The 22,613-nt window shown below is 72.4% G+C and carries 21 protein-coding genes; 6 read left to right on the forward strand and 15 right to left on the reverse strand.

Going from position 1 to position 22,613, the window contains the following annotated elements; genetic code table 11:
• Positions 1-43: 43 nt before the first annotated feature.
• The 13 genes from lepB (ACMCNO_RS28435) to ACMCNO_RS28495 all read right to left on the reverse strand — a co-directional run bounded on the left by lepB (ACMCNO_RS28435) (position 44) and on the right by ACMCNO_RS28495 (position 10,526).
• Positions 44-697, reverse strand: coding sequence for a signal peptidase I (lepB, locus tag ACMCNO_RS28435; protein ID WP_412753837.1), 654 nt, complete (start codon positions 695-697; stop codon positions 44-46).
• The gene (lepB, locus tag ACMCNO_RS28440; protein WP_412752514.1) at positions 697-1,572 is read right to left on the reverse strand and encodes a signal peptidase I; all 876 of its coding nucleotides are present in this window, start codon (positions 1,570-1,572) and stop codon (positions 697-699) included. Before lepB (ACMCNO_RS28440) ends, lepB (ACMCNO_RS28435) begins: the two co-directional genes overlap by 1 nt.
• A gap of 228 nt (positions 1,573-1,800) precedes the next feature.
• Positions 1,801-2,160, reverse strand: coding sequence for a 50S ribosomal protein L19 (gene rplS, locus ACMCNO_RS28445; protein WP_412737021.1), 360 nt, complete (start codon positions 2,158-2,160; stop codon positions 1,801-1,803).
• Between the two features lie 130 nt (positions 2,161-2,290).
• The gene (gene trmD, locus ACMCNO_RS28450) at positions 2,291-3,055 is read right to left on the reverse strand and encodes a tRNA (guanosine(37)-N1)-methyltransferase TrmD (RefSeq protein ID WP_412752515.1); all 765 of its coding nucleotides are present in this window, start codon (positions 3,053-3,055) and stop codon (positions 2,291-2,293) included.
• Between the two features lie 70 nt (positions 3,056-3,125).
• Positions 3,126-3,698, reverse strand: coding sequence for a ribosome maturation factor RimM (gene rimM / locus ACMCNO_RS28455; protein ID WP_412753838.1), 573 nt, complete (start codon positions 3,696-3,698; stop codon positions 3,126-3,128).
• 14 nt (positions 3,699-3,712) lie between these two features.
• On the reverse strand, positions 3,713-3,973 hold the full coding sequence (locus ACMCNO_RS28460; protein WP_130508779.1) for an RNA-binding protein: 261 nt from the start codon (positions 3,971-3,973) through the stop codon (positions 3,713-3,715).
• On the reverse strand, positions 3,948-4,463 hold the full coding sequence (rpsP, locus tag ACMCNO_RS28465; RefSeq protein WP_412752516.1) for a 30S ribosomal protein S16: 516 nt from the start codon (positions 4,461-4,463) through the stop codon (positions 3,948-3,950). Before rpsP ends, ACMCNO_RS28460 begins: the two co-directional genes overlap by 26 nt.
• A 218-nt stretch (positions 4,464-4,681) precedes the next feature.
• A complete protein-coding gene (locus ACMCNO_RS28470) occupies positions 4,682-5,347 on the reverse strand; it encodes a DUF402 domain-containing protein (protein WP_412752517.1) in 666 nt (221 codons plus the stop codon).
• Positions 5,347-6,753, reverse strand: a complete 1,407-nt coding sequence (gene proS / locus ACMCNO_RS28475) for a proline--tRNA ligase (RefSeq protein ID WP_412752518.1) — start codon at positions 6,751-6,753, stop codon at positions 5,347-5,349. The genes ACMCNO_RS28470 and proS overlap by 1 nt, the downstream gene beginning before the upstream one ends.
• A 94-nt stretch (positions 6,754-6,847) precedes the next feature.
• Positions 6,848-7,924 (reverse strand): amidohydrolase family protein, encoded by a 1,077-nt coding sequence (locus tag ACMCNO_RS28480; RefSeq protein WP_412752519.1) that lies wholly within the window; start codon positions 7,922-7,924, stop codon positions 6,848-6,850.
• Between the two features lie 26 nt (positions 7,925-7,950).
• Positions 7,951-8,538, reverse strand: coding sequence for a Uma2 family endonuclease (locus tag ACMCNO_RS28485; RefSeq protein WP_412752520.1), 588 nt, complete (start codon positions 8,536-8,538; stop codon positions 7,951-7,953).
• A 121-nt stretch (positions 8,539-8,659) separates the two neighbouring features.
• Positions 8,660-10,222 (reverse strand): signal recognition particle protein, encoded by a 1,563-nt coding sequence (gene ffh / locus ACMCNO_RS28490; protein WP_412752521.1) that lies wholly within the window; start codon positions 10,220-10,222, stop codon positions 8,660-8,662.
• A 64-nt stretch (positions 10,223-10,286) separates the two neighbouring features.
• Entirely contained in the window at positions 10,287-10,526 is a 240-nt protein-coding gene (locus ACMCNO_RS28495) for a hypothetical protein (protein WP_412752522.1), read from the reverse strand.
• A 321-nt stretch (positions 10,527-10,847) separates the two neighbouring features.
• Between ACMCNO_RS28495 and ACMCNO_RS28500 the strand changes: the two genes are divergently transcribed.
• Genes ACMCNO_RS28500 through ACMCNO_RS28510 form a run of 3 tightly spaced genes read left to right on the forward strand, consistent with a single transcriptional unit; the run spans position 10,848 to position 16,073 of the window.
• The gene (locus ACMCNO_RS28500) at positions 10,848-12,677 is read left to right on the forward strand and encodes a stealth family protein (RefSeq protein ID WP_412752523.1); all 1,830 of its coding nucleotides are present in this window, start codon (positions 10,848-10,850) and stop codon (positions 12,675-12,677) included.
• Between the two features lie 37 nt (positions 12,678-12,714).
• Positions 12,715-13,977, forward strand: a complete 1,263-nt coding sequence (locus tag ACMCNO_RS28505; protein WP_412752524.1) for a nucleotide sugar dehydrogenase — start codon at positions 12,715-12,717, stop codon at positions 13,975-13,977.
• Complete coding sequence (locus ACMCNO_RS28510) at positions 13,974-16,073, forward strand: acyltransferase family protein (RefSeq protein WP_412752525.1); 2,100 nt, start codon at positions 13,974-13,976, stop codon at positions 16,071-16,073. The genes ACMCNO_RS28505 and ACMCNO_RS28510 overlap by 4 nt, the downstream gene beginning before the upstream one ends.
• Here the strand turns inward: ACMCNO_RS28510 and ACMCNO_RS28515 are convergent.
• Entirely contained in the window at positions 16,025-17,083 is a 1,059-nt protein-coding gene (locus ACMCNO_RS28515; protein WP_412752526.1) for a glycosyltransferase family 2 protein, read from the reverse strand. The two genes, ACMCNO_RS28510 and ACMCNO_RS28515, sit on opposite strands and share 49 nt — an antisense overlap.
• Before the next feature lie 37 nt (positions 17,084-17,120).
• On the reverse strand, positions 17,121-18,713 hold the full coding sequence (locus tag ACMCNO_RS28520; RefSeq protein WP_412752527.1) for a hypothetical protein: 1,593 nt from the start codon (positions 18,711-18,713) through the stop codon (positions 17,121-17,123).
• Between the two features lie 143 nt (positions 18,714-18,856).
• On the opposite strand from ACMCNO_RS28520, the gene ACMCNO_RS28525 reads away from it, so the two are divergent.
• From ACMCNO_RS28525 to ACMCNO_RS28535, 3 genes are read left to right on the forward strand one after another with little or no spacing between them, the layout of a single operon-like run.
• The gene (locus ACMCNO_RS28525; RefSeq protein WP_412752528.1) at positions 18,857-19,942 is read left to right on the forward strand and encodes a class I SAM-dependent methyltransferase; all 1,086 of its coding nucleotides are present in this window, start codon (positions 18,857-18,859) and stop codon (positions 19,940-19,942) included.
• A 23-nt stretch (positions 19,943-19,965) separates the two neighbouring features.
• A complete protein-coding gene (gene wecB, locus ACMCNO_RS28530; RefSeq protein ID WP_412752529.1) occupies positions 19,966-21,075 on the forward strand; it encodes a non-hydrolyzing UDP-N-acetylglucosamine 2-epimerase in 1,110 nt (369 codons plus the stop codon).
• 40 nt (positions 21,076-21,115) lie between these two features.
• A complete protein-coding gene (locus ACMCNO_RS28535) occupies positions 21,116-22,612 on the forward strand; it encodes a glycosyltransferase (protein WP_412752530.1) in 1,497 nt (498 codons plus the stop codon).
• Position 22,613: the final 1 nt, after the last annotated feature.

Below are 22,613 nucleotides of genomic sequence, written 5' to 3' on the forward strand. Positions count from 1 at the left end.
GCCACCCAGCCTAGGGCGCGGGCGCTGCGGCGGTCAGCCCCGGTCAGCCCGTGTGGGACGGAGCCGGGACGGGGTCGAACCCCTCCGGCACGGACAGCCAGCCCGCACGGCTCACCGGCCAGAAGATCATGAATGCCCGGCCCACCACCGCGTCCTTCTTGACCGTGGCCTCGTTGACGTCCTGGGTCTGCTGATAATGCTCCAGCGAGTCGCCCGAGGCGGACCGGTGGTCGCCCATCACCCAGAGCCGTCCGGGCGGCACGGTGATGTCGAAGTCCTCGTCGGCGGCCGGGTCCTGGGTCCCGTCCGCGTCGCGGTAGATGTACGGCTCGTCCAGCGACTGGCCGTTGACCATCAGCCGCTTCTGCGCGTCGCAGCAGACCACGTGGTCGCCACCGACGGCGATGATGCGCTTGATGAAGTCCTCGCCCTCGGTGCCGCTCTGCCAGTCGCTCGGCGCCTTGAACACGACGATCTCGCCCCGGTGCGGGTCGCGGAAGTCGTACACGAGCTTGTTGACGAGCACGCGGTCGAGCACGTTGAGGGTGTGTTCCATCGAGGGGGACGGGATGTAGAAGGTCTGCAGGACGAACGCGCGGACGAGGACCGCGACGAGGATGGCGACGCCCAGCAGAATCGGTAGTTCACGCCAGAACGAACCGCGGCGCTTGTTGGTTTGCTCGTTTTGCTCGTCAATCACGAACGGAGCCTACGTCGCCGCGTCATAGTCGGCGGACCGGAACGCGCGGATAGTCCTGCCGTGAATATGAAGGGGACGACAAGGGCTTCCGTGGTCCCATCCGGGCCGGACGGGGGCACCCCGCGCGACGGACCCACGGCGACGGGATGGCTGGCGGCGAAGTTCTTCCAGTTGTCGGGCACCGGCAGGCCGGTGAACCGGCTACTGGGCCAGACCACCACGAAGGCCCGGCCGATGATGTTGCGGATGGGCACCGGCCCCTGGCAGCGCGCGTCCTGCGACACCAGCCGATGGTCGCCCATGACGAACATCTCACCCTCGGGCACGGGCACCTCGGCGAACCGGCGACTGGTGCACTGCTTCGGGTTCGGCGGGGCGTCCAGCGACGAGTTCTCCTCCACGTACGGTTCGTCGATCGACTCGCCGTTGACCGTGATCCGGCCCTTCGCATCGCAGCAGGCGACCTTGTCGCCGGGCAGGCCGATGACCCGCTTGATGAAGTCCTTCTCCCCCGGACGGCTCACCCCGACCAGGTCACCGATGGTCCGGCCGAGCTTGGCGGCGAACGTGTTGCTGACCGGGGTGGCCGGCTGCTCGGGCGCCCAGTTGTCGGTGCCGCGAAAGACCACGATCTCGCCGCGCACCGGATCGCGCATGTCGTAGACGACCTTGTTGACCAGCACCCGGTCGCCGACGAGCAGCGTGTTCTCCATCGAGCCCGACGGGATGAAGAACGCCTGAACCAGGAATGTACGGATGAGCACGGCCAGGCAGAACGCCACGACGAGCAGCAGCGGCAGCTCCTGCCACAGGGGCATCTCCTTGCGCCGGATCATGCCCCGGCGCCGCCGGGAGGCTCGATAGCCTTCCATCGGTTCCACGCTACGCATCTCCTGCCGCCGTCCCGGCCGACCGCTCCGGATACAGCACTACCGCCCGAGGCCCCAGTGCAGGGGCGGGTCGGGCGGTAGTGCGAATGGTCCGCCGCAGCGGCGGTTACCGCAGTGGCGCTGGTGCCCATCCGTCACTCGCGCAAGCGTAGTTCGCCCGCGCGGCAAACGTCAGTCCGAGTGAACGTACGGCCCGGACCGCGATGGGGTTCAGCTGACGGTCTGCTTCTCGCGCAGCTCCTTGATCTTGGCCTTCTTGCCGCGCAGCTCACGCAGGTAGTACAGCTTGGCGCGGCGCACGTCGCCGCGGGTGACGACCTCGATCCGGTCGATCTGCGGGCTGTTGAGGGGGTACGTGCGCTCCACGCCCACCCCGAAGCTGATCTTGCGAATCTTGAAGGTCTCGCGCAGGCCACCGCCCTGGCGGCTGATCACGACGCCCTGGAAGACCTGGACACGGGAGCGGTTACCCTCGACGACCCGGGCGTGGACCTTGAGCGTGTCACCCGCCCGGAAGTCGGGAATGTCGGTGCGCTGCGACTGGGCGTCGAGAGCGTCCAGCGTGTTCATCGCTGCATCCTCGTCGTACTCAAAGCACACCGGGAGTTCGGTGTGCAGGTGGGTGATTCTGAACCCCGGCTCGATGCTGCCCCGGAGCCCCTCGCCCGCCCCCACGGCGTGAAGGCGAACGGCAACCTCCCTACTTTGCCACACCCTGGTCAGGGATCTGAAATCCGGCCCCGTCCAGGGCGGCCCGGTCGTGCTTGTCCAGCCGCTCCGGCGGATATCCGGCCAACAGGTCCGGCCGCCGGGCCGCCGTGCGCAGCAGGGACTGCTCGCGGCGCCAGCGGGCGATCCGGCCGTGGTCGCCGGAACGCAGCACCGCCGGGACGTCGTGCCCGCGCCACTGCGCGGGCTTGGTGTAGACCGGGGCCTCCAGCAGGCCCGCCGCGTGCGACTCCTCGGTCAGTGAGTCGGCGTTGCCCAGCACCCCGGGCAGCAGGCGGGTCACCGCCTCCATGATCACGATGACCGCGACCTCGCCTCCGAACAGCACATAGTCGCCCAGGGACACCTCCCGGACCGGCATCCGGGTCGCCGCGTCGTCCAGCACCCGCTGGTCGATGCCCTCGTACCGGCCGCAGGCGAAGACGAGGTGCGGCGCCGCGGCCAGCTCGTGCGCGGCCGCCTGGGTGAACGGCGTCCCGACCGGGGACGGCACCACCAGCAGCGAATCCGGGCCGGTCACCGCGTCCAGGGCACCCGCCCACGGCTCCGGGCGCATCACCATGCCGGGACCGCCGCCGTACGGGGTGTCGTCGACCGTGCGGTGCACGTCGGACGTCCACGTCCGCAGGTCGTGCACCGCGATGTCGAGCAGGCCGGACGACCGGGCCTTGCCGATCAGCGACAGGTCCAGCGGGGCGAAGTACTCGGGAAAGATCGAGACGATGTCGACGCGCACGGCAGCTCTCTCACGGGTCGAGCCCCGACGGGCTCCGACGGGTCAGGCTCGACAGGCCCCGGCCGGACGCTCAGAGATCGAGCAGGCCGTCGGGCAGGTCGACGATCACCCGCCCGCCGGCGAGGTCCACCGACGGGACGATCCGGCTCACGAACGGGATCAGGGCGGTGCCACCGGCGGCCTTGCGCACGACGATGAGGTCCGACGCCGGGGCGTGCTCGATGCGCTCCACCTCGCCGTACACAGTGCCGTCGGCGGCGGCCACGGTCAGCCCCACCAGCTGGTGGTCGTGGAACTCGTCCGGGTCGTCCGGCGCGGCGATGTCGGCGCTGTCGACACAGAGCAGCACCCCGCGCAGCGCCTCGGCGACGTTGCGGTCGGGCACGCCCGCGAACAGGGCGATCACCCGCCCCTGGTGCCAGCGCAGCGACTCCAGGGTCAGCTTGTCCGGCACCTGGTAGCGCACGCCGCCCGACGGGGACGGCTGCGCGGCCGGGCCGGTGCTCACCCGACGGTCCCGCGGGACCTCGGTCGTGAACACCTGCCCGGCCACGAATCGCGCCTCGGGCTCGTCCGTACGCACTGTCACCAGCACTTCCCCACGGATGCCGTGGGGCTTGCCGATCTGGCCGACGACGAGCAGCATCGCGTGACGGGTCAGTACGCGTCGACGATGTCGACGCGGATGCCACGCCCACCGATCGAGCCGATGACCTGGCGCAGCGCCTTGGCCGTACGCCCGCCGCGCCCGATGACCGTACCCAGGTCCTCGGGGTGCACGCGGACCTCGAGCCGCTTGCCGCGGCGCGAGTCGACGAGCCGGACCCGGACGTCGTCCGGGTTGTCGACGATGCCCTTGACGAGGTGCTCCAGCGCGGGCCGGAGCGCCCCGTCAGCTCGCGGAGTCGGCGCCGGCACCGGCGGCGTCCTCTGCCTTCGCAGCGGCCTCCTCGCGGGTCTCCGCCGGGGCCTCCTCGGCAGCCTTGGCCTCGGCCTTGTCGGCCTTGGCGGGGGCCTTCTCCGACTTGGCGGGGGCCTTCTTGGCGGCCGGCTTGGTCTCGGCGACCCCGGCGGCGGCCTTGGCCTCGGCCTCGTACGCGGCCTGACGGTCGGCCTTGGGAGCCGCCACCAGCAGCGGCGGCGGGGCCGGCAGGCCCTTGAACTGCTGCCAGTCGCCGGTCTTCTCCAGCAGGCGCTGCACGGCCTCGCTCGGCTGGGCGCCGACGGAGAGCCAGTACTGCACGCGCTCCGACTTCACCTGGATGACCGACGGGTCTTCCTTGGGGTGGTAGATGCCCACGTACTCGATGGCACGACCGTCGCGCTTGGTGCGCGAGTCGGCGACGACGATGCGGTACTGCGGGTTGCGGATCTTGCCCATCCGCAGGAGCCGGATCTTTACGGCCACGGTGTTTTTACTCCTGAATGCGACGTGGTCGAGTCGAGGGCACCACGTGGGGTTGTGGGCCGTTGCCTCGCGGACTGGCAGCGCGTCAGGAGTTAGAGGGCAGCCTCACGCACGCCGAACCAGCCACCCATTCTGCCAGACCATCCACGGCCGGTCCCAGCGCCCTCCCCTACCGCCCACCAATTCGGTGATCATGGGGAGGAAACGGGACGAACCGCTCAGCGGCAGGCCGGGCGGTCCCAGCCGGGAGGCAGCACGTGCGGTGCCGGCCAGTCCGGGTCGGGGTGGAAGTCCGTCCAGGTGCCGTCGAAGGGGAACTTGCCTGCCTCGATCAGCTCGATCACCCGGTGGCCCTCGGCCCACACCGCCGCCTCGTCGGACACCCAGTAGTGCTCCGGCAGGGCCAGCCGCTCGGCGAACTCGTCCTCGTCCTTCCACCGCCAGCTGCGGTCCGGGGCGACCACGATGTCCAGGTCCTGGTCGATCACGTCGACCCCGGCCACCGGGCCGTCGTCCCAGCGCGCCAGGGGCTCCTCCAGGTTGACGTACCAGGCCGTGAACCGGTCCTGGTCGTCGCGGAAGAACCAGATCGAGTAACGGCCGTCGCGGGGCAGGAACTTCAGGATCGCGGGACCCTGCCACGTCGTCTCCACCAGGCGGCGCCGCAGGGTCACCCACTCGGTGAACGGCATGTCCCGGACCCCGCGCCCGTCCACCGCCACCTCGGTCGCCACGGCCGAGCCGCGGGGCAGCCACAGCAGCAGCCCCCGGTCGTCGTCGCCGACCACCCGGCACGGGCGCACCGAGACGACCCGGTCACCCGCGATGTGGCGATACAACACCGGCTTCGGCCACGGCACCGCGGCCGGCTTCGGCCGGGGCATCAGTACGCGCGGGCCAGGATCGCGACCAGGTCCGGCTCGTCGTCGGTGTCCGGCACGGTGCCGTCGGGACGGATCAGGCAGCGTACGGTGACCGCCTTGCCGTTGGCCTCGGCCTCGCCCGCCACGCCGACCGCCGACCACGGCACCCGCGCCCACCCGGTCTGTGCCGCCTCGAGCGCGTCGCCCAGCGTCGGCACGTCCACGGTGCGCGCCTCGCGCAGCGCCAGCGCGTCGTCGAACAGCTGCTGCTGGTCGGCCTTGAGCGCCGCCGTGACCGCGGTGGCGACCTCGCCCAGCGCCACGGGCGCCTTCGCTCCGGTGATCCGCCGGACCAGCACCGCGTTGCCCGCGGCCAGGTCGCGCGGACCAACCTCGATACGGACCGGGATGCCCTTGAGCTCGGCGTCCACCGCCCGGCGGCCGAACGGCACGTCGGCGCGGTCGTCCAGGGTCACCCGTACGCCCGCGGCGGCCAGCTCGTCGCGCAGCTTCGCGGCGGCCTCGGCCACCCCCTCGCCCGCCTTGACCACCATGACGTTGGCCTGGACCGGAGCAAGCCGCGGCGGGACGCGCAGCCCGCTGTCGTCGCCGTGCACCATGATCAGGCCGCCGATCATCCGGGTGGTGCTGCCCCACGAGGTGGTCCAGCAGTGCTCCAGGCCCCCGGCCGCCGACGAGTACGTGATGTCGAACGCCTTGGCGAAGTTCTGCCCCAGCTCGTGCGAGGTGCCCATCTGCAGCGCCTTGCCGTCGCCCATCATGGCCTCGAGCGTCATGGTGTTGGTGGCGCCCGCGAACCGCTCCCCGACGGTCTTGCGCCCCGGCACGACCGGGATCGCCAGCAGGTTGACCATGAAGTCCTCGTACACGTCGTGCAGGATGCGGCGCGCGTAGGTCGCCGCGTCCGCCTCGGTGGCGTGCGCGGTGTGGCCCTCCTGCCAGAGGAACTCGGTGGTCCGCAGGAAGGTGCGCGGACGCAGCTCCCAGCGCACCACGTTGGCCCACTGGTTCAGCAGCAGCGGCAGGTCGCGGTAGGAGTCGACCCACTTGGCCATGAACTCGCCGAAGATCGTCTCACTGGTGGGACGCACCACGATCGGCTCGGCCAGCTCCTTGCCGCCCGCGTGGGTGACCACGGCCAGCTCGGGCGAGAAGCCCTCCACGTGCTGCGCCTCGCGGCGCAGGTAGCTCTCCGGGATGAACAGCGGGAAGTACGCGTTCTCCGCGCCCGCCGCCTTGATCCGGGCGTCCATCTCGCCCTGCATGCGCTCCCACAGCGCGTAGCCGGTCGGCCGGATCACCATCGTGCCGCGCACCGGCCCGTTGTCGGCGAGCTGCGCCTTGGCGATGAGGTCCTGGTACCAGCGGGGGAAGTCCTCCGCACGGGGAGTGAGCACGCGAGCCATGAGGCAGCATCCTAGCGAGGCCCCGCGGATCGCCCGCCCCCGGAGCCCGGCGGACAGCCGTGGCCGGCGGGCCCGGGGCACCGCCCCCCGAGGCTCAGCGGATCACGCGTCCCCGCAGGACGATCCGCTGCGGCGCGCGCACCACGGTCAGGTCGCGGCGCGGGTCCTCGGGGTAGACGACCAGGTCGGCGCGACCGCCCTCGACCAGGCCGGGGAACCCCAACCAGGCCCGGGCGCGCCAGGACGCCGCGGCCAGCACGTCGAGCGCCGGGATGCCCGCGGAGTGCAGCAGCAGCATCTCCTCGGCGGCCTGCCCGTGCCGGATGCCGCCGCCCGCGTCCGTGCCCACGTAGATCGGCACCCCGGCCTCGTGGGCGGCGCGGACCACGGACGGGAAGCGGTCCCGCAGGGCGATCATGTGGTCGGCGTACCCGGCGAACTTGTCCCGGGCCCGGTCCGCGATGCCCCCGAAGGTCTTGATGTTGATCATCGTGGGCACGAGTGCGGTGCCCCGCCGGGCCATCTCGTCGATCAGGTCGAGCGACAGCCCGGTGCCGTGCTCGACCGAGTCCACCCCGGCCCGGACCATCTGCGCCACCCCCTCCTCCGAGAAGGTGTGCACCGCCGCCCGGGCGCCCGCCGCGTGGGCGGCCGCCACCGCGGCGGCCATGGTCTGCGGATCCCACGACGGGGCGAGATCGCCGACGGAGCGGTCGATCCAGTCCCCGACCAGCTTCACCCAGCCCGTCCCGGCCCGGGCCTGCTCCGTCACGGCCGCGGCGACGTCGGCGCCGTCGACCTCCACCCCGATGTCACGCAGATACCGCTTGGGGGCCGCGACGTGCCGCCCGGCGCGGGCCAGGCGCGGCATGCCGGGCTCGTCGTCCAGCTCCGGATACGGGTACGGCGAACCCGCGTCCCGGATGGCCAGCACCCCGGCGTCGCGATCCGTGGTGGCCAGGTCCCGGGCCTGGTCCAGGTGCTCGATGGGGCGCCCGCCGTACTGGATGCCGAGGTGGCAGTGGGCGTCCACGAGGCCGGGTAGCACGTACCCGGAGTCGCTGATCGTCTCGGCGTCCGGGACCGGCTCGAACGTGACCCGGTCGCCGACCAGCCACAGGTCGCGTACCTCGTCGTCGGGGAGCAGGACACCGCGCACATGCAAGGCCATGCCCACAGTCCTACCTGATCATCCGTTCAGTCCTGCGGCCGGGCGCGCTCCAGCAGGGCGCGGCGGCGCTCGGTCAGCGCGGGCAGGTCGATGCTCACTCCGAACGGCACGTCCGTCGTGAACACCTTGTTGGTGCTGGCGACGATCTCGTACTCGCCGGTGTCGCCGGGCTGGAACGCGGTGAGCACGATGCCGTCCTCGAAGAGCGGGTCGATGACCCAGTAGTGCGCGACCCGGGCGGCGGCGTAGACCTTCGCCTTGGCGTACATGTCCCGGAAGTGGGAACCGGGCGAGATGACTTCCACGGCCAGCACGGCGTCGTCCACCGGCACCGGGCTGATGTTGGCATGGTCGGGACGGATGACGACAACGTCGGGCCGTGGCTCGTTGCGGCAATTCACCGCGAGCGACAAATCGACGACGGGCATGAGGTCTGGCGGACATCCGACGCGCAACGCGAGCAGGATCTCGACGCCGATGTCCTGGTGGATGGCGGTGGGGGACGGCAAGATCAGCCTTCCGTCGATCAACTCGTAGCGAAGATCCTTCGGAAGGCTCGCCAGGTCGTCGACGGTCCAGTCCTGCTTGTCGGGCAGGTTCAGCGCGGCGGTCAATGGGCCTCCTCGGGCAAGGACACCGTCACCCTAGAGACGTCAGGCTACCGGGCGTCGCCCGTGATCTGAGGCTGTGGACAACCCGGAAACGCGGCGGCAGTCCGTGTCCACAACCCGGCGGTCAGCGCTTGTCGTCGTCCTTCGGGGGCTTGGTCAGCTTGTTGAAGTCGAGCTTGGGCAGCTTGAAGCCGGGGGGCAGGCCCGGACCGCCGCCGCCGAGCGCGTTCGGGTCCAGGCCCGGCGGGAGCTGGGGCATGCCGCCGGGGAAACCGGCCGGCATCCCGGCGCCGCCGACGCGGGGCCGGCTGCTGCCGCCCTTGGTGCCCTTGCGCTTGTTCTTCGGGCTCTTGGTGGCCTTGCGGCGGGCGCCGGGCAGGCCCATCATGCCGCCCATCTGCTTCATCATCTTCTGCGCGTCGGCGAAGCGATTGAGCAGCTGGTTGACGTCCATGACGGTGACCCCGGAGCCGTTGGCGATGCGGACCCGGCGGGAGCCGTTGAGGATCTTCGGGTTGGCCCGCTCCTGCGGGGTCATCGAGCGGATGATCGCGGTGACCCGGTCGAAGTGGCTGTCGTCCAGCTCGGCCAGCTGGTCCTTCATCTGGCCCATGCCGGGCATCATGGACAGCACGTTCGCGATCGGGCCCATCCGCCGTACGGCGATGAGCTGGTCGAGGAAGTCCTCCAGGGTGAACTGCTCGCCGCCGAGCAGTTTGGAGGTCATCTTCTCCTTCTGGTCCTCGTCGAAGGCCTGCTCGGCCTGTTCGATGAGGGTGAGCACGTCGCCCATGCCGAGGATCCGGCTGGCCATCCGGTCGGGGTGGAAGACGTCGAAGTCCTCCAGCTTCTCGCCGGTGGAGGCGAACAGGATCGGCTCGCCGGTGACGTGCCGGACCGACAGGGCCGCACCGCCGCGAGCGTCACCGTCGAGCTTGGACAGCACCACGCCGGTGATCCCGACGCCGTCGCGGAACGCCTCGGCGGTCTGCACCGCGTCCTGGCCGACCATGGCGTCGATGACGAAGATGACCTCGTCGGGGTTGACCGCGTCGCGGATGTCCGCGGCCTGCTGCATCATCTCGGCGTCGATGCCGAGGCGGCCCGCGGTGTCGACGATGACGATGTCCTTGGCGGCCCGCTGCGCGTGCTCGATGGAGTCCTTGGCGACCTGGACCGGGTTGCCGACGCCGTTGCCCGGCTGCGGGGCGTACACGTCGACCCCGGCGCGGCCGCCGAGGACCTGGAGCTGGTTGACCGCGTTGGGGCGCTGCAGGTCACAGGCGACCAGCAGCGGCTGGTGGCCCTGGCCCTTGAGCCAGCGGGCCAGCTTGCCCGCGAGGGTAGTCTTACCGGAGCCCTGCAGACCGGCCAGCATGATCACCGTGGGGGGCTGCTTCGCGAACCGCAGCCGCCGCCCCTCGCCGCCGAGGACGTTGATGAGCTCCTCGTGGACGATCTTGATGATCTGCTGGGCGGGGTTGAGCGCCTGCGACACCTCGGCGCCGAGCGCCCGCTCCTTCAGGCTGGCGATGAACGACCGCACCACAGGGAGCGCCACGTCCGCCTCGAGCAGGGCGAGGCGGATCTCGCGCGCGGTGGCGTCGATGTCGGCGTCGGTGAGCCGGCCCTTGCCCCGGAGCTTGGTGAAGATCCCGGAGAGGCGGTCGCTCAAGGTGTCAAACACGGCGCAACTTCCCGTTGGTCAGCGATGAGGGAACGCCCGCAAGCCTAGCCGCCCCGCCCCCGGCTCAGCGCTGCCGCATCCGGTACGTCTTGGTGGCGGCCTCGATCCGGCGCTGGGTCCGGGTGCCCGGGGCCAGCGAGCGCTTGGCCTTGCCGTACAGGTAGAGACCGCCGCCGACCACCACGGCGCCGACGATCAGGTACGCCAGCGCGCCCACCAGCACGTGCAGCAGGTTCACGGCGATCCAGCCCACCACGATCACCCCGGCGATCATGGCCACCAGGTACGCGATTGCCTTGCCCATCTCCGCCTCCCCTTGGCCGCCGACCGGCCGACCTCCACCATGCGCCTGCTTCGCAAGTCGCGCATCGGCGGGATCCCCGGATCGCACCCGTAGGGGTTGCGCGGCCGCATTCACGCCCGCCCCCAGGGCAAATCGAATATACCGGTGATAACGGGTGCAACATCGGTAACTTCAACCCCACCTGTGACGACATGGCACAGATGTCCGATAAGCCGATATCGACCGCAACCTTCCGCGGAATCCCGCCGTTGAGGCTCAGGAACCGTGCGGCGAAAGCGCTCGCTCATCGGTACGACGGATACCCGGCGGAAGGAACGAGCCGTGCCCCTGCGGCGCATCCTGCGCCTGGCCCCCTGGCGGGTCCGGAAGCGCATCTTCACCTCAGTGCAGGACCGGCTGCTGCCACGAGTCGCTCCACACCGGCGGCTGCACGTGGCGCGGCGGATCGTGCCACTGTCGGCGCCACCACGGCTGCCCACCATGCGGGTCACCCCGGACACCCCGTCCATGCGGGTGCGTACCGGCCAGGGCTGGATCACCGCCCGGCGCGAGCGGGCGGCCAGCCCGGCCACCGTCCGGCAGGACAACCTCGACCGGGTCACCGCCGCCCTGACCGGCGCGGACATCGACTGGTTCCGGATACCGACCCGCGACGTGCGGCGCACCGCCGTGGCCGTACCCGCGGCCGACCGGGCCCGGGTCGTGGCCCTGCTGGAACGTCTCACCGCGACCGGGGACGGCCTGCTGGAGGTCGTCGCGCCCAAGGGCCCCGGCGCCGGAGGCCGCGCTCGGCACACCGCCGCCGTGCTGCGGGCCTGCTGGCCGGTCACCGACCCGACCGGCAGCCTGCTGCTCGGTACGGACCTCGGCTGCGAGGTCGAGTTCTGGCGCGAGCACGACGGGCAGCTGATCGGCCCGCGCGGCAATCCCATCGCCGACATGATCAAGGTCGACGAGCCGGTGACGGCCGCACCCGAGTCCGCCTTCGGCCCGTTCAGCGCCGCGCCCGAGCACACCCGGTACCGCACCCGGGAGGTGTTCACCCTCGCCGACCCCGACCGGATCAGCTTCCCGATCGACGCGGTCTACACCTGGGTGGACGGCGACGACCCCGCGTGGCTGGCGCGCAAGGCCGAGGCGCTGCGCGACAACCCCTGGGTGACCGACGTCAACGAGCAGACCGCCAACGACTCCCGGTACGCCTGCCGCGACGAGCTGCGCTACTCGCTGCGCGCCCTGCACTGCTTCGCCCCCTGGGTACGGCACATCTTCATCGTCACGGACGACCAGGTGCCCGCCTGGCTGGACACCGACCACCCGGGAATCACCGTGGTCGACCACCGGGAGATCTTCGACGACACCGGGCGGCTGCCGACCTTCAACTCCCAGGCCATCGAGTCGCGGCTGCACCGCATCCCCGGGCTGTCGGAGCACTTCCTGTACCTCAACGACGACGTGTTCCTCGGCCGCCCCGTCACCCCGGACCTGTTCTTCACCCCGGGCGGGCTGACCCGCTTCTTCCCGTCGAGCGCCCGGGTCGACTCCGCCCCGCCGAGCCCCGACGACCCGCCGGTCAACTCGGCCGGCAAGAACAACCGGCGGCTCATCCGGGAGGCGTTCGGGCGGGTGCTGACCCGCAAGATGCTGCACACCCCGCACCCGTCCCGGCGCAGCGTGATCACCGAGATCGAGCAGCGGTTCGCCGAGCACGTGGCGGCGACCGCCGAGCACCAGTTCCGGCACCCCGACGACATCGCGCTGCTCTCCTCGCTGCAGCAGTACTACGCCTACCTGACCGGGCGGGCGGCGCCGGGGGCGATCCGCTACAAGTACGCGGACCTCGCCGACCCGGCCACGCCGTTCAAGCTGGCCTCGCTGCTGCGGCACCGCCACCTCGACGCGTTCTGCCTCAACGACACCGAGTCCGACGCCGACGTCGCGGCGGAACAGGCCGGGCTGATCGCGGACTTCCTGCCCGCGTACCTGCCGTTCGTCTCGCCGTACGAGCTGACCGAGCCGCGGCCCGCGACGGTCGCGCTCAGCCGGTTGCATCCGGCGCCGCCCGTGGTGGGGCGGCAGGTCACCCGCGCGGTGGCCGGGACCGGCGACCCGCGCCCGGCCGGTGACCTCTCCCTGCCGTCGTCCCCGTGAGGGCCCACCCGGCCGCCTTCCCCGTGAGGAGTGAATCGTGAGCTACGACGTCGTGATCCTCGGCCTGGGCTACGTCGGCCTTCCGCTGGCGCACCAGGCCACCCGGGTCGGCATGCGCGTGCTGGGCTTCGACATCGACGCGCGGGTGGTGTCCGCGCTGGCCGCCGGGCGCTCGCACGTCGACGACCTCAGCGACACCGACGTGGCGCAGATGGTCGCGGACGGGTTCCAGCCGACCACGGACGAGTCGCTGATCGCGACCGCGGCCACCGCGGTCATCTGCGTACCCACCCCGCTGGCCGAAGGGGACGGTCCGGACCTGTCCGCGGTGATCGGGGCGACCGAGGCGGTGGGCCGCAACCTCAAACCCGGCATGCTGGTCGTGCTGGAATCCACCACCTACCCGGGCACCACGGACGACGTGGTCCGCCCGCTGCTGGAACGGCTGTCCGGGCTCACCGCCGGGCTGGACTTCCACCTCGCGTTCTCCCCGGAACGCATCGACCCGGGCAACCCGCAGTACGGCGCGCACAACACCCCGAAGGTCGTCGGCGGCCACACCCCGGCCTGCACGGACGCCGTGGCCGCGTTCTACGGGCGGCTGGTGGAGACGGTCGTGCGTACCCGGGGGACGCGGGAGGCGGAGACCGCGAAGCTGCTGGAGAACACGTACCGGCATGTGAACATCGCGCTGGTCAACGAGATGGCCCGGTTCTGCCACGAACTCGACATCGACCTGTGGGACGTCATCCACGCCGCGTCGACCAAGCCGTTCGGGTTCCAGGCGTTCTATCCCGGCCCCGGGGTCGGCGGGCACTGCATCCCGATCGACCCGAACTACCTGAGCCACAACGTGCGCACCAAGCTCGGCTACCCGTTCCGGTTCGTGGAGTTGGCGCAGGAGATCAACGCGACCATGCCCGCGTACGTGGCGCGGCGGGCGCAGAACCTGCTCAACGCGGACGGGCAGGCGGTGCACGGGGCCACGGTGCTGCTGCTGGGGGTCACGTACAAGGCGAACATCGCCGACCAGCGCGAGTCACCGGCCACGCCGCTGGCCCGGCAGCTGCTGTCGCTGGGCGCGAAGGTGGCGTACCACGACCCGTACGTGCCGTCGTGGCGGGTGGGTGACGACCTGGTGCCGCGTACCGAAGACCTCGAGGGCGCGGCGGCGGCGGCCGACCTGACCATCCTCGTGCAGCACCACCGCGGGTACGACGCGGACCACCTCGCGGGCGTCGCGAAGCGCTTCTTCGACACCCGCGGGGTCAGCACGACCGCGGAGGCCCACCGCCTGTGACCCTGCCCGTGTCCCGGCCCGGGACCGCGCCGGTCACCGCCCCGGCGCCGCGCAGCCACGTCACGATCAAGGCCGGGCCGCCCGGCCCCCGGGCGGCCGCACCGCCCCGGCACCGCAGGGACATCCAGGGTCTGCGCGCCGTCGCGGTGCTGCTCGTGGTGGCCTACCACTGCGGCGCGCCGCTGATCGGGGGCGGCTACGTCGGAGTCGACGTCTTCTTCGTCATCTCCGGATTCCTCATCACCGGACTGCTGCTGCGCGAGGTCCGCGAGACGGGCCGGATCTGCGTGCCCGCGTTCTACGCGCGCCGGGCCCTGCGGTTGCTGCCCGCCGCGACCGTGGTCATCGTGGCCACGGTCGCGATGTCCGTCCTGTGGCTGCCGCCGTTGCGGCTGCCGGACATCCTCGCCGACGCCTGGCACACCGCCGGGTACACGATGAACTACCGGCTGGCGGTGACCGGCACCGACTACCTGAGCGCGGAGACCGACCCGTCGCCGCTGCAACACTTCTGGTCGCTGGCCGTGGAGGAGCAGTTCTATCTGCTGTGGCCGCCGCTGCTCCTGGCGGTCGTGCGGGTGCGGCGCGTCCCGGTCGCCGCCGTCCTGGGCGGGCTGACGGCCGCCTCGTTCCTGTTCAGCGTCTGGCAGACCCCGCACGACACGGTCTGGGCGTACTTCGGGACGCACACCAGGGCGTGGGAACTCGGCGCCGGTGCCCTGCTCGCCCTCGGCGCGGGCGCGGCCGTCCGGCTCGGGCCGCGGGCGGCTCGCGCGCTGACCACCGCGGGACTGGCCGCCATCGCGGCCGCCGCGGTGATGTTCACCGAAGCCACCCCGTTCCCCGGGTACGCGGCCCTGGTGCCGGTGCTCGGCGCCGCGGCGGTCATCGCTGGCGGGTGCGCCCGGCAGGCCCCGCTGCTCGCCCGGCCGGCGCTACAGGCGGTCGGGCGTCTGTCGTACTCGTGGTATCTGTGGCACTGGCCGGTGCTCGCCGTCCTGCCGTTCGCGCTCGGCCATCCGGCGGCCCGGTGGCAGAACGCGCTCGCAGCGCTCACCGCGCTCGTCCTCGCCGCCCTGACGTACGGGCTGGTGGAGAACCCGGTGCGGCGGCTGCCGCTGCTGCGCCGCCGCCCGTGGTACGGCATCGGCGCGGGACTGGCGATGTCCGCGCTGTGCGTGACGCTCTGCGCCGTGTTGACCAGCGCCGCCGCGGTGGGTGGCGGCGGGTACCGCGCCGAGCCGCTGCCGCTGGCCGAATCCGACGCCGAGGCGCTGCACCAGGCGATCGCCGCGGCCGTGGACCTGCCGGCCGTACCGGCCAACCTGGCACCGTCGCTGGCTCAGGCCGCCCGCGACGAGCCCCGGTTCTATGCCGACGGCTGCGGAAGCTCGTTGCGCGAGGACATGGTCAAGACCCCCTGCGAGTACGGTGACGTCACCTCCGCCACGACCGTCGTACTCTTCGGCGACTCCCACGCGGGGCACTGGTTCCCGGCTCTGGAGGCGGTCGCCCGGCAGCGGCACTGGAAGCTCGTGGTTGTCGTCAAGAGCGCGTGCTCGGCCGCCGACATCGCCATCTACGAACCCCGCCTGAAGCGGCGCTTCGACGAATGCCTGCGCTGGCGCAAGGCCGCCTACCAGAGGGTCCACGAGCTGCATCCCGCGTTGATCATCCTGGGTTCGGTGGGGCCGAGCGGGCATCTGCTGGGGGTCCCGGATCAGGGCACGGGCTGGGTCGACGCCTGGCGCCACACCGTCCGGCAGGTGTCGGCGCCGGGAACGAAGGTGTACTTCATCAACGACACGCCCTGGCAGGTCAACGTCCCGGAGTGCCTGTCCCAGCACCAGGACGACCCGGGTGCGTGCGTTCACGCCCGTTCCCAAGTGATCCGGCAACCGGCCACGCGGGCCCGGGTCACGGCCGCGGTCCGCGCCCTGGGTGCCTCGATCATCGACCCGTTGCCGTGGTTCTGCACCGCAACCCGGTGCCCGGGGGTGGTCGGCAACATCCTGGTCTACAAGGACCAGCACCACATCTCCACCGTCTACAGCCGCCTGCTGGCCCCGCTGCTCTCGGCCGAGCTGGCGCCCTGAGGGCCGTCCGGCCGGCTGACGACGGCCCGCTGGCCGGGCATCGCGGCGGTCTGCTCCCGCTCGGCGCGTTCCTGCACCAGGTAGCGGGGGCGGCCGCGAACCTCCTCGTGGATCCGGGCCAGATACTCACCGATCACACCGAGGCCGAGCAGGATGAACGTGCCCATCACGAGCAGCAGGAGGATGACCGTCGGGAAACCGGCGACCGAGCCGCCGCGCAGCCAGCGCACCAGCGTCTGCACGCCGAGCACGACAGCGAAACCGGCGAACCCGATCCCGACCACCGTGACCAGGTGCAGCGGGGCCGAGGTGAACGACGTGAGCCCGTTGACCGCGAGCCGGCACAGTGCGCCCACGGTCCAGCGTGAGGCACCGCCCTGCCGGTGGTCGATGTCCACCGGCACGGTGTCCCGCCGGAACCCGATCCAGCTGCTCGTGCCGCGGAAGAACGACGAGTGCTCGGGCAGCCGCAGCAGTGCGTCCACCGCCGGGCGGCCCAGCAGCCGGAAGTCCGTGGCGTTGACCAGCTCCACGGTGGTCAGCCGGGTGAAGCCCGCGTTGAACAGCCGGGCGGCCAGCCGGCCCGGCGCGGACTGGCCGGGCCGGTTGCGCTTGACCGCCTCGACCACGTCCGCGCCCGCACGCCAGCGCCGCAGCAGTTCCGGGATCGCGGCGGGCGGGTGCTGCAGGTCGGCGTCGATGATGATGACCGCGTCGCCGCGGGCGTGTTCGAGACCGGCCAGCATCGCCGCCTCCTTGCCGAAGTTGCGGGACAGCCGCACCCCACGTACCCGTGGGTCGAGCCCCGCGTGGGCGGCCACCCGCAGCCACGAGTCGTCGGTGGACCCGTCGTCGACCAGGACCAGCTCGTGGCGCAGGCCCGTGGCGGAGAGCACCTCGGTGAGGCGGTCCACGAAGCGGTCCACCCCTTCGCCCTCGTTGTAGACCGGCGTCACCACGGAGATCAGCGGGTCGGCGGGGGCGTCCTGCGAAACCTTCTGGACGGTCACACCGGGCCAAACGACCCCGGCCGGGCCGAAGTTCCGGTCACCGGCCGGGCACCGCGCAGAACGGACGGCCGTACATCTGCGCGGTCGCCTGGTTCACCGCGGCGTCGAAGCGGGCCACCCCGCGCGGGTCCGTACCCGCGAACTCGGCCCGCAGCGCGCACCGTCGCGCGTCCCCCGCGGCCGACCGGTCGAAGTCGGCGACCTCGTGCGCGACGGCGTTGTTCACGATGGCGGCCCGGCTGCTCACCCGGTCCGTCAGGTAACGCCGGTTGGCCGCGGCGGAGCCGGCACCGGCCAGCACGCACACCACGAGGACGGCGCCGAGCGCCCGTGCACCGGAGCGGGTCAGCAACACCGCACCGGCCAGCAGCGCGAGCATTCCCCCGGCCGCGGTCAGTCCGCTGTCGCGCCAGCCGACGCCCCACCGCCCGGCCGCCGCGATCGCCTGCATCTCCCCGCCCAGTGCGGCCAGCGCGGCACCGAGCACCAGCACCGCCACCGCGACCAGGCCCACCCCGAGCGCCTGACGCCGGTCCACGGGTGCGCACCGCGGCAGGTCGGCCGCGGTACGCCAGGCCAGCAGCGTGAGCACGAGCAGCGCCACGACGGTGACCGGCCCGGCCAGCCAGGACCAGCGGATGCCGTCCGCCGCCGCCTGCCACTGCAGCGGCGGCAACCAGGACAGCAGCCGGTTGGGCAGGGCGCGTACGGCCCCCGCGCCGAGCGCCACGTCCGATCCGGTGTAGCAGCCGCCCTCGGCGCAGATCCGGGCGATGCTGAGCCGTACGGGCACGAAGACCGGCAGGAAACCCAGCCACAACAGGCCGACCAGCCGCGCGGCCGGCCCGGTCAGCGAGGCGCGCCCGCTGAGGCCGAGCACCACCCGCGCCCGGACGTAGACCGCGATGCTCGCCAGCGGCAGGGCCAGGTAGGCGATCTCGTTGAACGCCGCGAGGAACGCGCCCGCGGCCGGTGCCAGCAGCACCACCGCACGGGTCAGCGGGCGCGGCTGCGGGGCGGCGGCCCGGCAAGCCACCGCGGCGACCGTCAGCACCAGCGCCGTCGACAGCAGGTACAGGCCGCTGAACAGCAGCGTCGTGCTGGTCCGCCCGGCCACGAAGGCGGCGCCGATCGCGAACGGCACGAGCGCGGCAAGCCGGGTCGGTCCCGTTCGGAACACCGGCCCGCGCGCGGTGACCGCCTGCACGAGCAGCACCGCGGCGGCCGTCACCACCGCTGCCGCCAGCATGGAGACGGTCCGCAGCGCGATGTTGGCGGGCAGATTCACCAGCGCCATCAGCAGGTACGCGGCGAAGTCGACCAGGTCCTCCAGCATGCGCCCGAACGGCCGGAAGTTGCCCAGGCCCAGGTAGTACGGAATCTTGCGGATGTTCTCCGTCACCAGGCTCAGCGGATGCTGCCGCAGCTCGGCGCCGTGCAGGTAGACGTTGAACCGGTGGTCCGCGGTCAACGCGGTCGTGACCAGCGGCGTCAGCACCGTCATCGGCACCAGGGCCGCACACCACCAGGTACGCCGCCACAGCCGTGCCGGCTCCCCCGGCGCGGGTGCGGGCGGCGGCCCGGCGTCCGGCGCCACCGCGGCACCGGGCTGCGCCGGAACCGTGATCATCTCCGCTGTCACGCTTGGGCCAACGAGCCCCGGACGAGCCGGGTGACGCAGCCGCCGCGCCCGGCCGGACCGGCACGTAACGCGCCCCCGACCGCTCGCGTTACCGATGCGGGCACGATCCGACCACCATCAGGGGGACGAAGATGAGCAGGCTGGTGCGGTTCTGCCGCGGGCAGGTCACACGGCTGCACAGCCTCACGTCGCGGCAGGGGCTCGCGCTGATCGCGATCGCCCTGCTCTGCGTCGGCACGGCGGCGGTGTCCGTGACCGGGCAGCAGGCCGCCGCGACCACGCTGCTGGCCGGGCTGCTCGGCATCGCCCTGCTCGGCCTGCTGTTGGTGGCCCGCCGTCTCGGCGCGCTGCGCCGGGGGCACCACGCGCACCTGGCCGCGCTGCGGGACATGCGGGTCCTGGTCGAGGAGACGCAGCGCCGGGTGGTGGCCGCGGTGGAGCGGGAACGCATCGCCGCGGCCGACCGGCACCGCGACATGATGGCCCGGCTGATCCGCGACGACCGCGACACCCAGGAGGTGACCCGGCTGCTGCTGCGCGAGCAGAGTCGCGAGGCGGAGGCGGCATTGCAGGTGTTCCGGCAGGTGACACCGCGCGCTCCGATGCCGTTCGCGGCCGGGGACGACCGCGGCGCCGCCGACCTGCTCGGCCTGCTGCACGTGGTCCGCGGCCGCCGGCCCGCGCTGACCGTCACGCTGGGGGCGGACTCGGCCGCGGTGTGGCTGGCGTACGCGGTGGAGGCGACCGGCGGACGCGTCATCGCGGTGGAGCACGACCGGGACCGGGTCGGGCGGCTGCGCGCGCTGCTGGCCGCGCACGGGCTGGCCCGGGTGGCGGAGGTCGTGCACGCGCCGCTCTCGGACGCCCGGCGCGGCAGCGACGCCGCCGACTGGTACGAGTGGACGGCCCTGGAGGAGCTGCGCGAGATCGACCTGCTCGTGGTGGACGGCCCGGCCGACCTGACCACGCGGCAACGCGTCACGGCCGCGGTGCGCGCCCTCGGCCCCCGGCTGGCCGCCGACGCCGTACTCGTCGTGGAGAACGACCCGGCCGCGCACGCGGGGTTGCGCGCCTCGCCTCTCGACGTCGCGCTGACCGGCCGGTACACCGCACTCGCGTACGGGTCGGCGGCCACCGCAGGCGCCGAAGGCTCCGGCGGGGCGCCGCCGGTCATGTCCGGCCGGTCGCCCGGCTCGTTGACCGAGGAGTCCGTCTAGTACGCGCGCGCAAGGGGCACTGCATGAAGGTCGTCAGCATCGTCGGGGCCCGTCCCCAACTGGTCAAGCTCGCCCCCATGTCGGCCGCCTTCGGGGTCACCGGGCACCGCCACGTCATCGTGCACACCGGCCAGCACTACGACGCCGCGCTGTCCGACGTCTTCTTCTCCGGGCTGGACATCCCCGCCCCGGACGTCCACCTCGGGATCGGCTCGGGCAGCCACGGCGCCCAGACCGGCGCCTGCCTGAGCGCCCTCGACCCGGTACTGGCGGCCGAGCGCCCCGACTGGGTGCTGGTGTACGGCGACACCAACTCCACCCTCGCCGGGGCGCTGTCCGCGGTGAAGCAGCACCTGCCGGTGGCGCACCTCGAGGCCGGGCTGCGCTCGTTCAACCGGCGGATGCCCGAGGAACACAACCGCGTCCTCACCGACCACGCCGCGGACCTGCTGCTGGCGCCCACCCAGGAGGCGGTCCGGCACCTGGCCGCCGAGGGGCTGAGTGAGCGCACGATCCTGGCGGGAGACGTGATGGTCGACGTCTGCCTGCGGATGCGCGACGACGTGCTGGCGGGGCGGGTCGCGGTCCCCCCGCTGCCGGGCGTCCCGACGGCGGGCGAGCCGTACCTGCTGGCCACGCTGCACCGGGCCGAGAACACCGACGACCCCAAGCGGCTGGCGCTGCTGGTCGACGCGCTGGCCGACCTGCCACTGCCGGTGGTGCTGGCGGTCCACCCGCGGCTGGCGACGCGCGCCGACGAGCACGGCGTCAAGCTGGAACGCGGGGCGATCCGGGTCAGCCCGCCGTTGCCGTATGCGGGACTGGTGGCGGCGGTCCTGGGTGGCACGGCAGTCGTGACCGACTCGGGCGGGCTGCAGAAGGAGGCGTACCTGCTCGGCCGCCCGTGCACCACGCTGCGGACCGAGACGGAATGGCCGGAGACGCTCGCCAGCGGCTGGAACGTGCTGGTCGGCGACCCGGGTGAGCTGGGCGCGGCCGGATGGGCGGCCACCGCGACACGGCCCGCTCCGGCCGGTGACCGCGCCCAGCCGTACGGCGACGGGCAGGCCGCGCGGCGGGTCGTCGAGGCGCTGGAGCAGCGCGCCGCCGGACGTGTCCCGGTCTCGGCCTGATCAGTTGAACCAGCGGTGCCATCGAGCCGGAAGGAACAGCATGGGCGGGCGGAGGCGGCTGGGTTCGGTTGCCGGCAAGGGCTGTCGGGTCGTCGGGCCGGTCCGTCGCAGGGCGGGCCGGCCCCACGCGTACTACCTGGCGATCGGCTTCCCACCGGCCGCCAAGAGCTGCGCCTACCGCATGCGCGAGACCGCCAACCAGCTGTACGCCGCGGGGTGGGACGTCACGGTGATCACCATCCGCCGGGAGTCCTGGGAACAGGAGTTCGGGCTCGACCACACGCTCTCCGACGCGGTCCACCCGGACGTCCGGATCGTCGAGCTGCCGCTGGAACGCGTCGAGCTGGAAACGAACATCCGCCGGTACTCCCGCTACCGCTCGGTGCATCCGGTCGGCTGGAACCGGCGGTCGATGGCGCGCAGCGAGGCGCTGTTCCCGGAGCCCGCGTTCGGCGGCTGGCGGCCGGTGCTGGAGGAGGCGCTGCTCCGGCTGCACGACCGTGACCCCGCGGATCTGCTGGTCACCACGTGCGCCCCGTACGTGAACCTGGCGGCCACGGTGCGCCTGTGGGAGCACGCCCGCGTGCCGTACATCGTGGACTTCCGCGACGGCTGGTCGATCGACGTGGTGCGCGGTGGGACGAAGTTCCCGGCGGACTCGGTGGAGGGACGGTGGGAGTCGCGGGCTCTCGCGCACGCGGTCGCCGTCTGGTGCGTCAACGAGCCCATCGCGCAGCACTACCGCGACCGGTACCCCGAGCTGGCCGACCGCGTCGAGGTGGTACGCAACGGATACGACACGGACAGCGTGCCCGCGCGGCTGCGCCTGCCGGACGCCGAGGCGGGGCTGACCTTCGGCTACCTCGGGTCGGTCAACTTCACCCCGGAGTTTCTCGGCACCGTGCTGGACGCCTGGCGGGCGGCCCGCCGCGAGGATCCGGTGCTGGCCCGTTCCCGTCTGGAGGTGCGCGGGCACATCGGCGCCGGCCTGAAGCGGGAGGACACCCCACACACCGAACTGCTGCGGGCGGCGGCGCCGGACGGGGTCGCCTTCGGCGGGCCGGTGGCGAAGGCGCGGGTGGCCGAGACGTACGCCGGCTGGGACGTGGTCGTGCTGATGCTCGTCGGTGGGCGCTACGTCACCTCCGGCAAGGTGTACGAGGTGATGGCCAGCGGCCTGCCGGTGCTCTCCGTGCACGAGGTCGACCACGACGCCAGCAGCGTGCTCGACGGACATCCGCTGTGGACACCCCCGGTCGGCCAGGACCCGGAACGGCTGGCCGATTCCTTCCGGCATGCGGCCAACCTGGCGCTCACGGCGACCGCCCAGGACCGCGCCGCGGCCCGCGCGCTCGCCGCCCGCTATGCCCGGCCGGCCCAGCTGCAACCCGCCGTGCAGCGCCTCACCGCCGCGGTTCGCGGCGACGCTCCCGCTGGCCGGGACCGGCGGCCCGCAGGCGGCGGCCGCACGGGCGCGGTGCACCCGCCCGCCGCTCGCCGCCCGGACGACGCCGACCCGGCCCCGGTGGAAAGGTGAC

It is taken from the genome of Krasilnikovia sp. M28-CT-15 (genome assembly GCF_047159595.1).
In the GTDB taxonomy this organism is placed as follows: Bacteria; Actinomycetota; Actinomycetes; order Mycobacteriales; family Micromonosporaceae; genus Actinoplanes.

Bases quoted from the DNA above. Each gene is read 5' to 3' on its own strand.
- lepB (WP_412752514.1), bottom strand. From the start codon at position 1,572: ATGGAAGGCTATCGAGCCTCCCGGCGGCGCCGGGGCATGATCCGGCGC.
- ACMCNO_RS28520 (WP_412752527.1), bottom strand. From the start codon at position 18,713: ATGATCACGGTTCCGGCGCAGCCCGGTGCCGCGGTGGCGCCGGACGCC.
- proS (WP_412752518.1), bottom strand. From the start codon at position 6,753: ATGGCTCGCGTGCTCACTCCCCGTGCGGAGGACTTCCCCCGCTGGTAC.
- ACMCNO_RS28495 (WP_412752522.1), bottom strand. From the start codon at position 10,526: ATGGGCAAGGCAATCGCGTACCTGGTGGCCATGATCGCCGGGGTGATC.
- ACMCNO_RS28480 (WP_412752519.1), bottom strand. From the start codon at position 7,924: ATGGCCTTGCATGTGCGCGGTGTCCTGCTCCCCGACGACGAGGTACGC.
- ACMCNO_RS28470 (WP_412752517.1), bottom strand. From the start codon at position 5,347: ATGCCCCGGCCGAAGCCGGCCGCGGTGCCGTGGCCGAAGCCGGTGTTG.
- rplS (WP_412737021.1), bottom strand. From the start codon at position 2,160: ATGAACACGCTGGACGCTCTCGACGCCCAGTCGCAGCGCACCGACATT.
- ACMCNO_RS28525 (WP_412752528.1), top strand. From the start codon at position 18,857: ATGAGCAGGCTGGTGCGGTTCTGCCGCGGGCAGGTCACACGGCTGCAC.
- wecB (WP_412752529.1), top strand. From the start codon at position 19,966: ATGAAGGTCGTCAGCATCGTCGGGGCCCGTCCCCAACTGGTCAAGCTC.
- ACMCNO_RS28535 (WP_412752530.1), top strand. From the start codon at position 21,116: ATGGGCGGGCGGAGGCGGCTGGGTTCGGTTGCCGGCAAGGGCTGTCGG.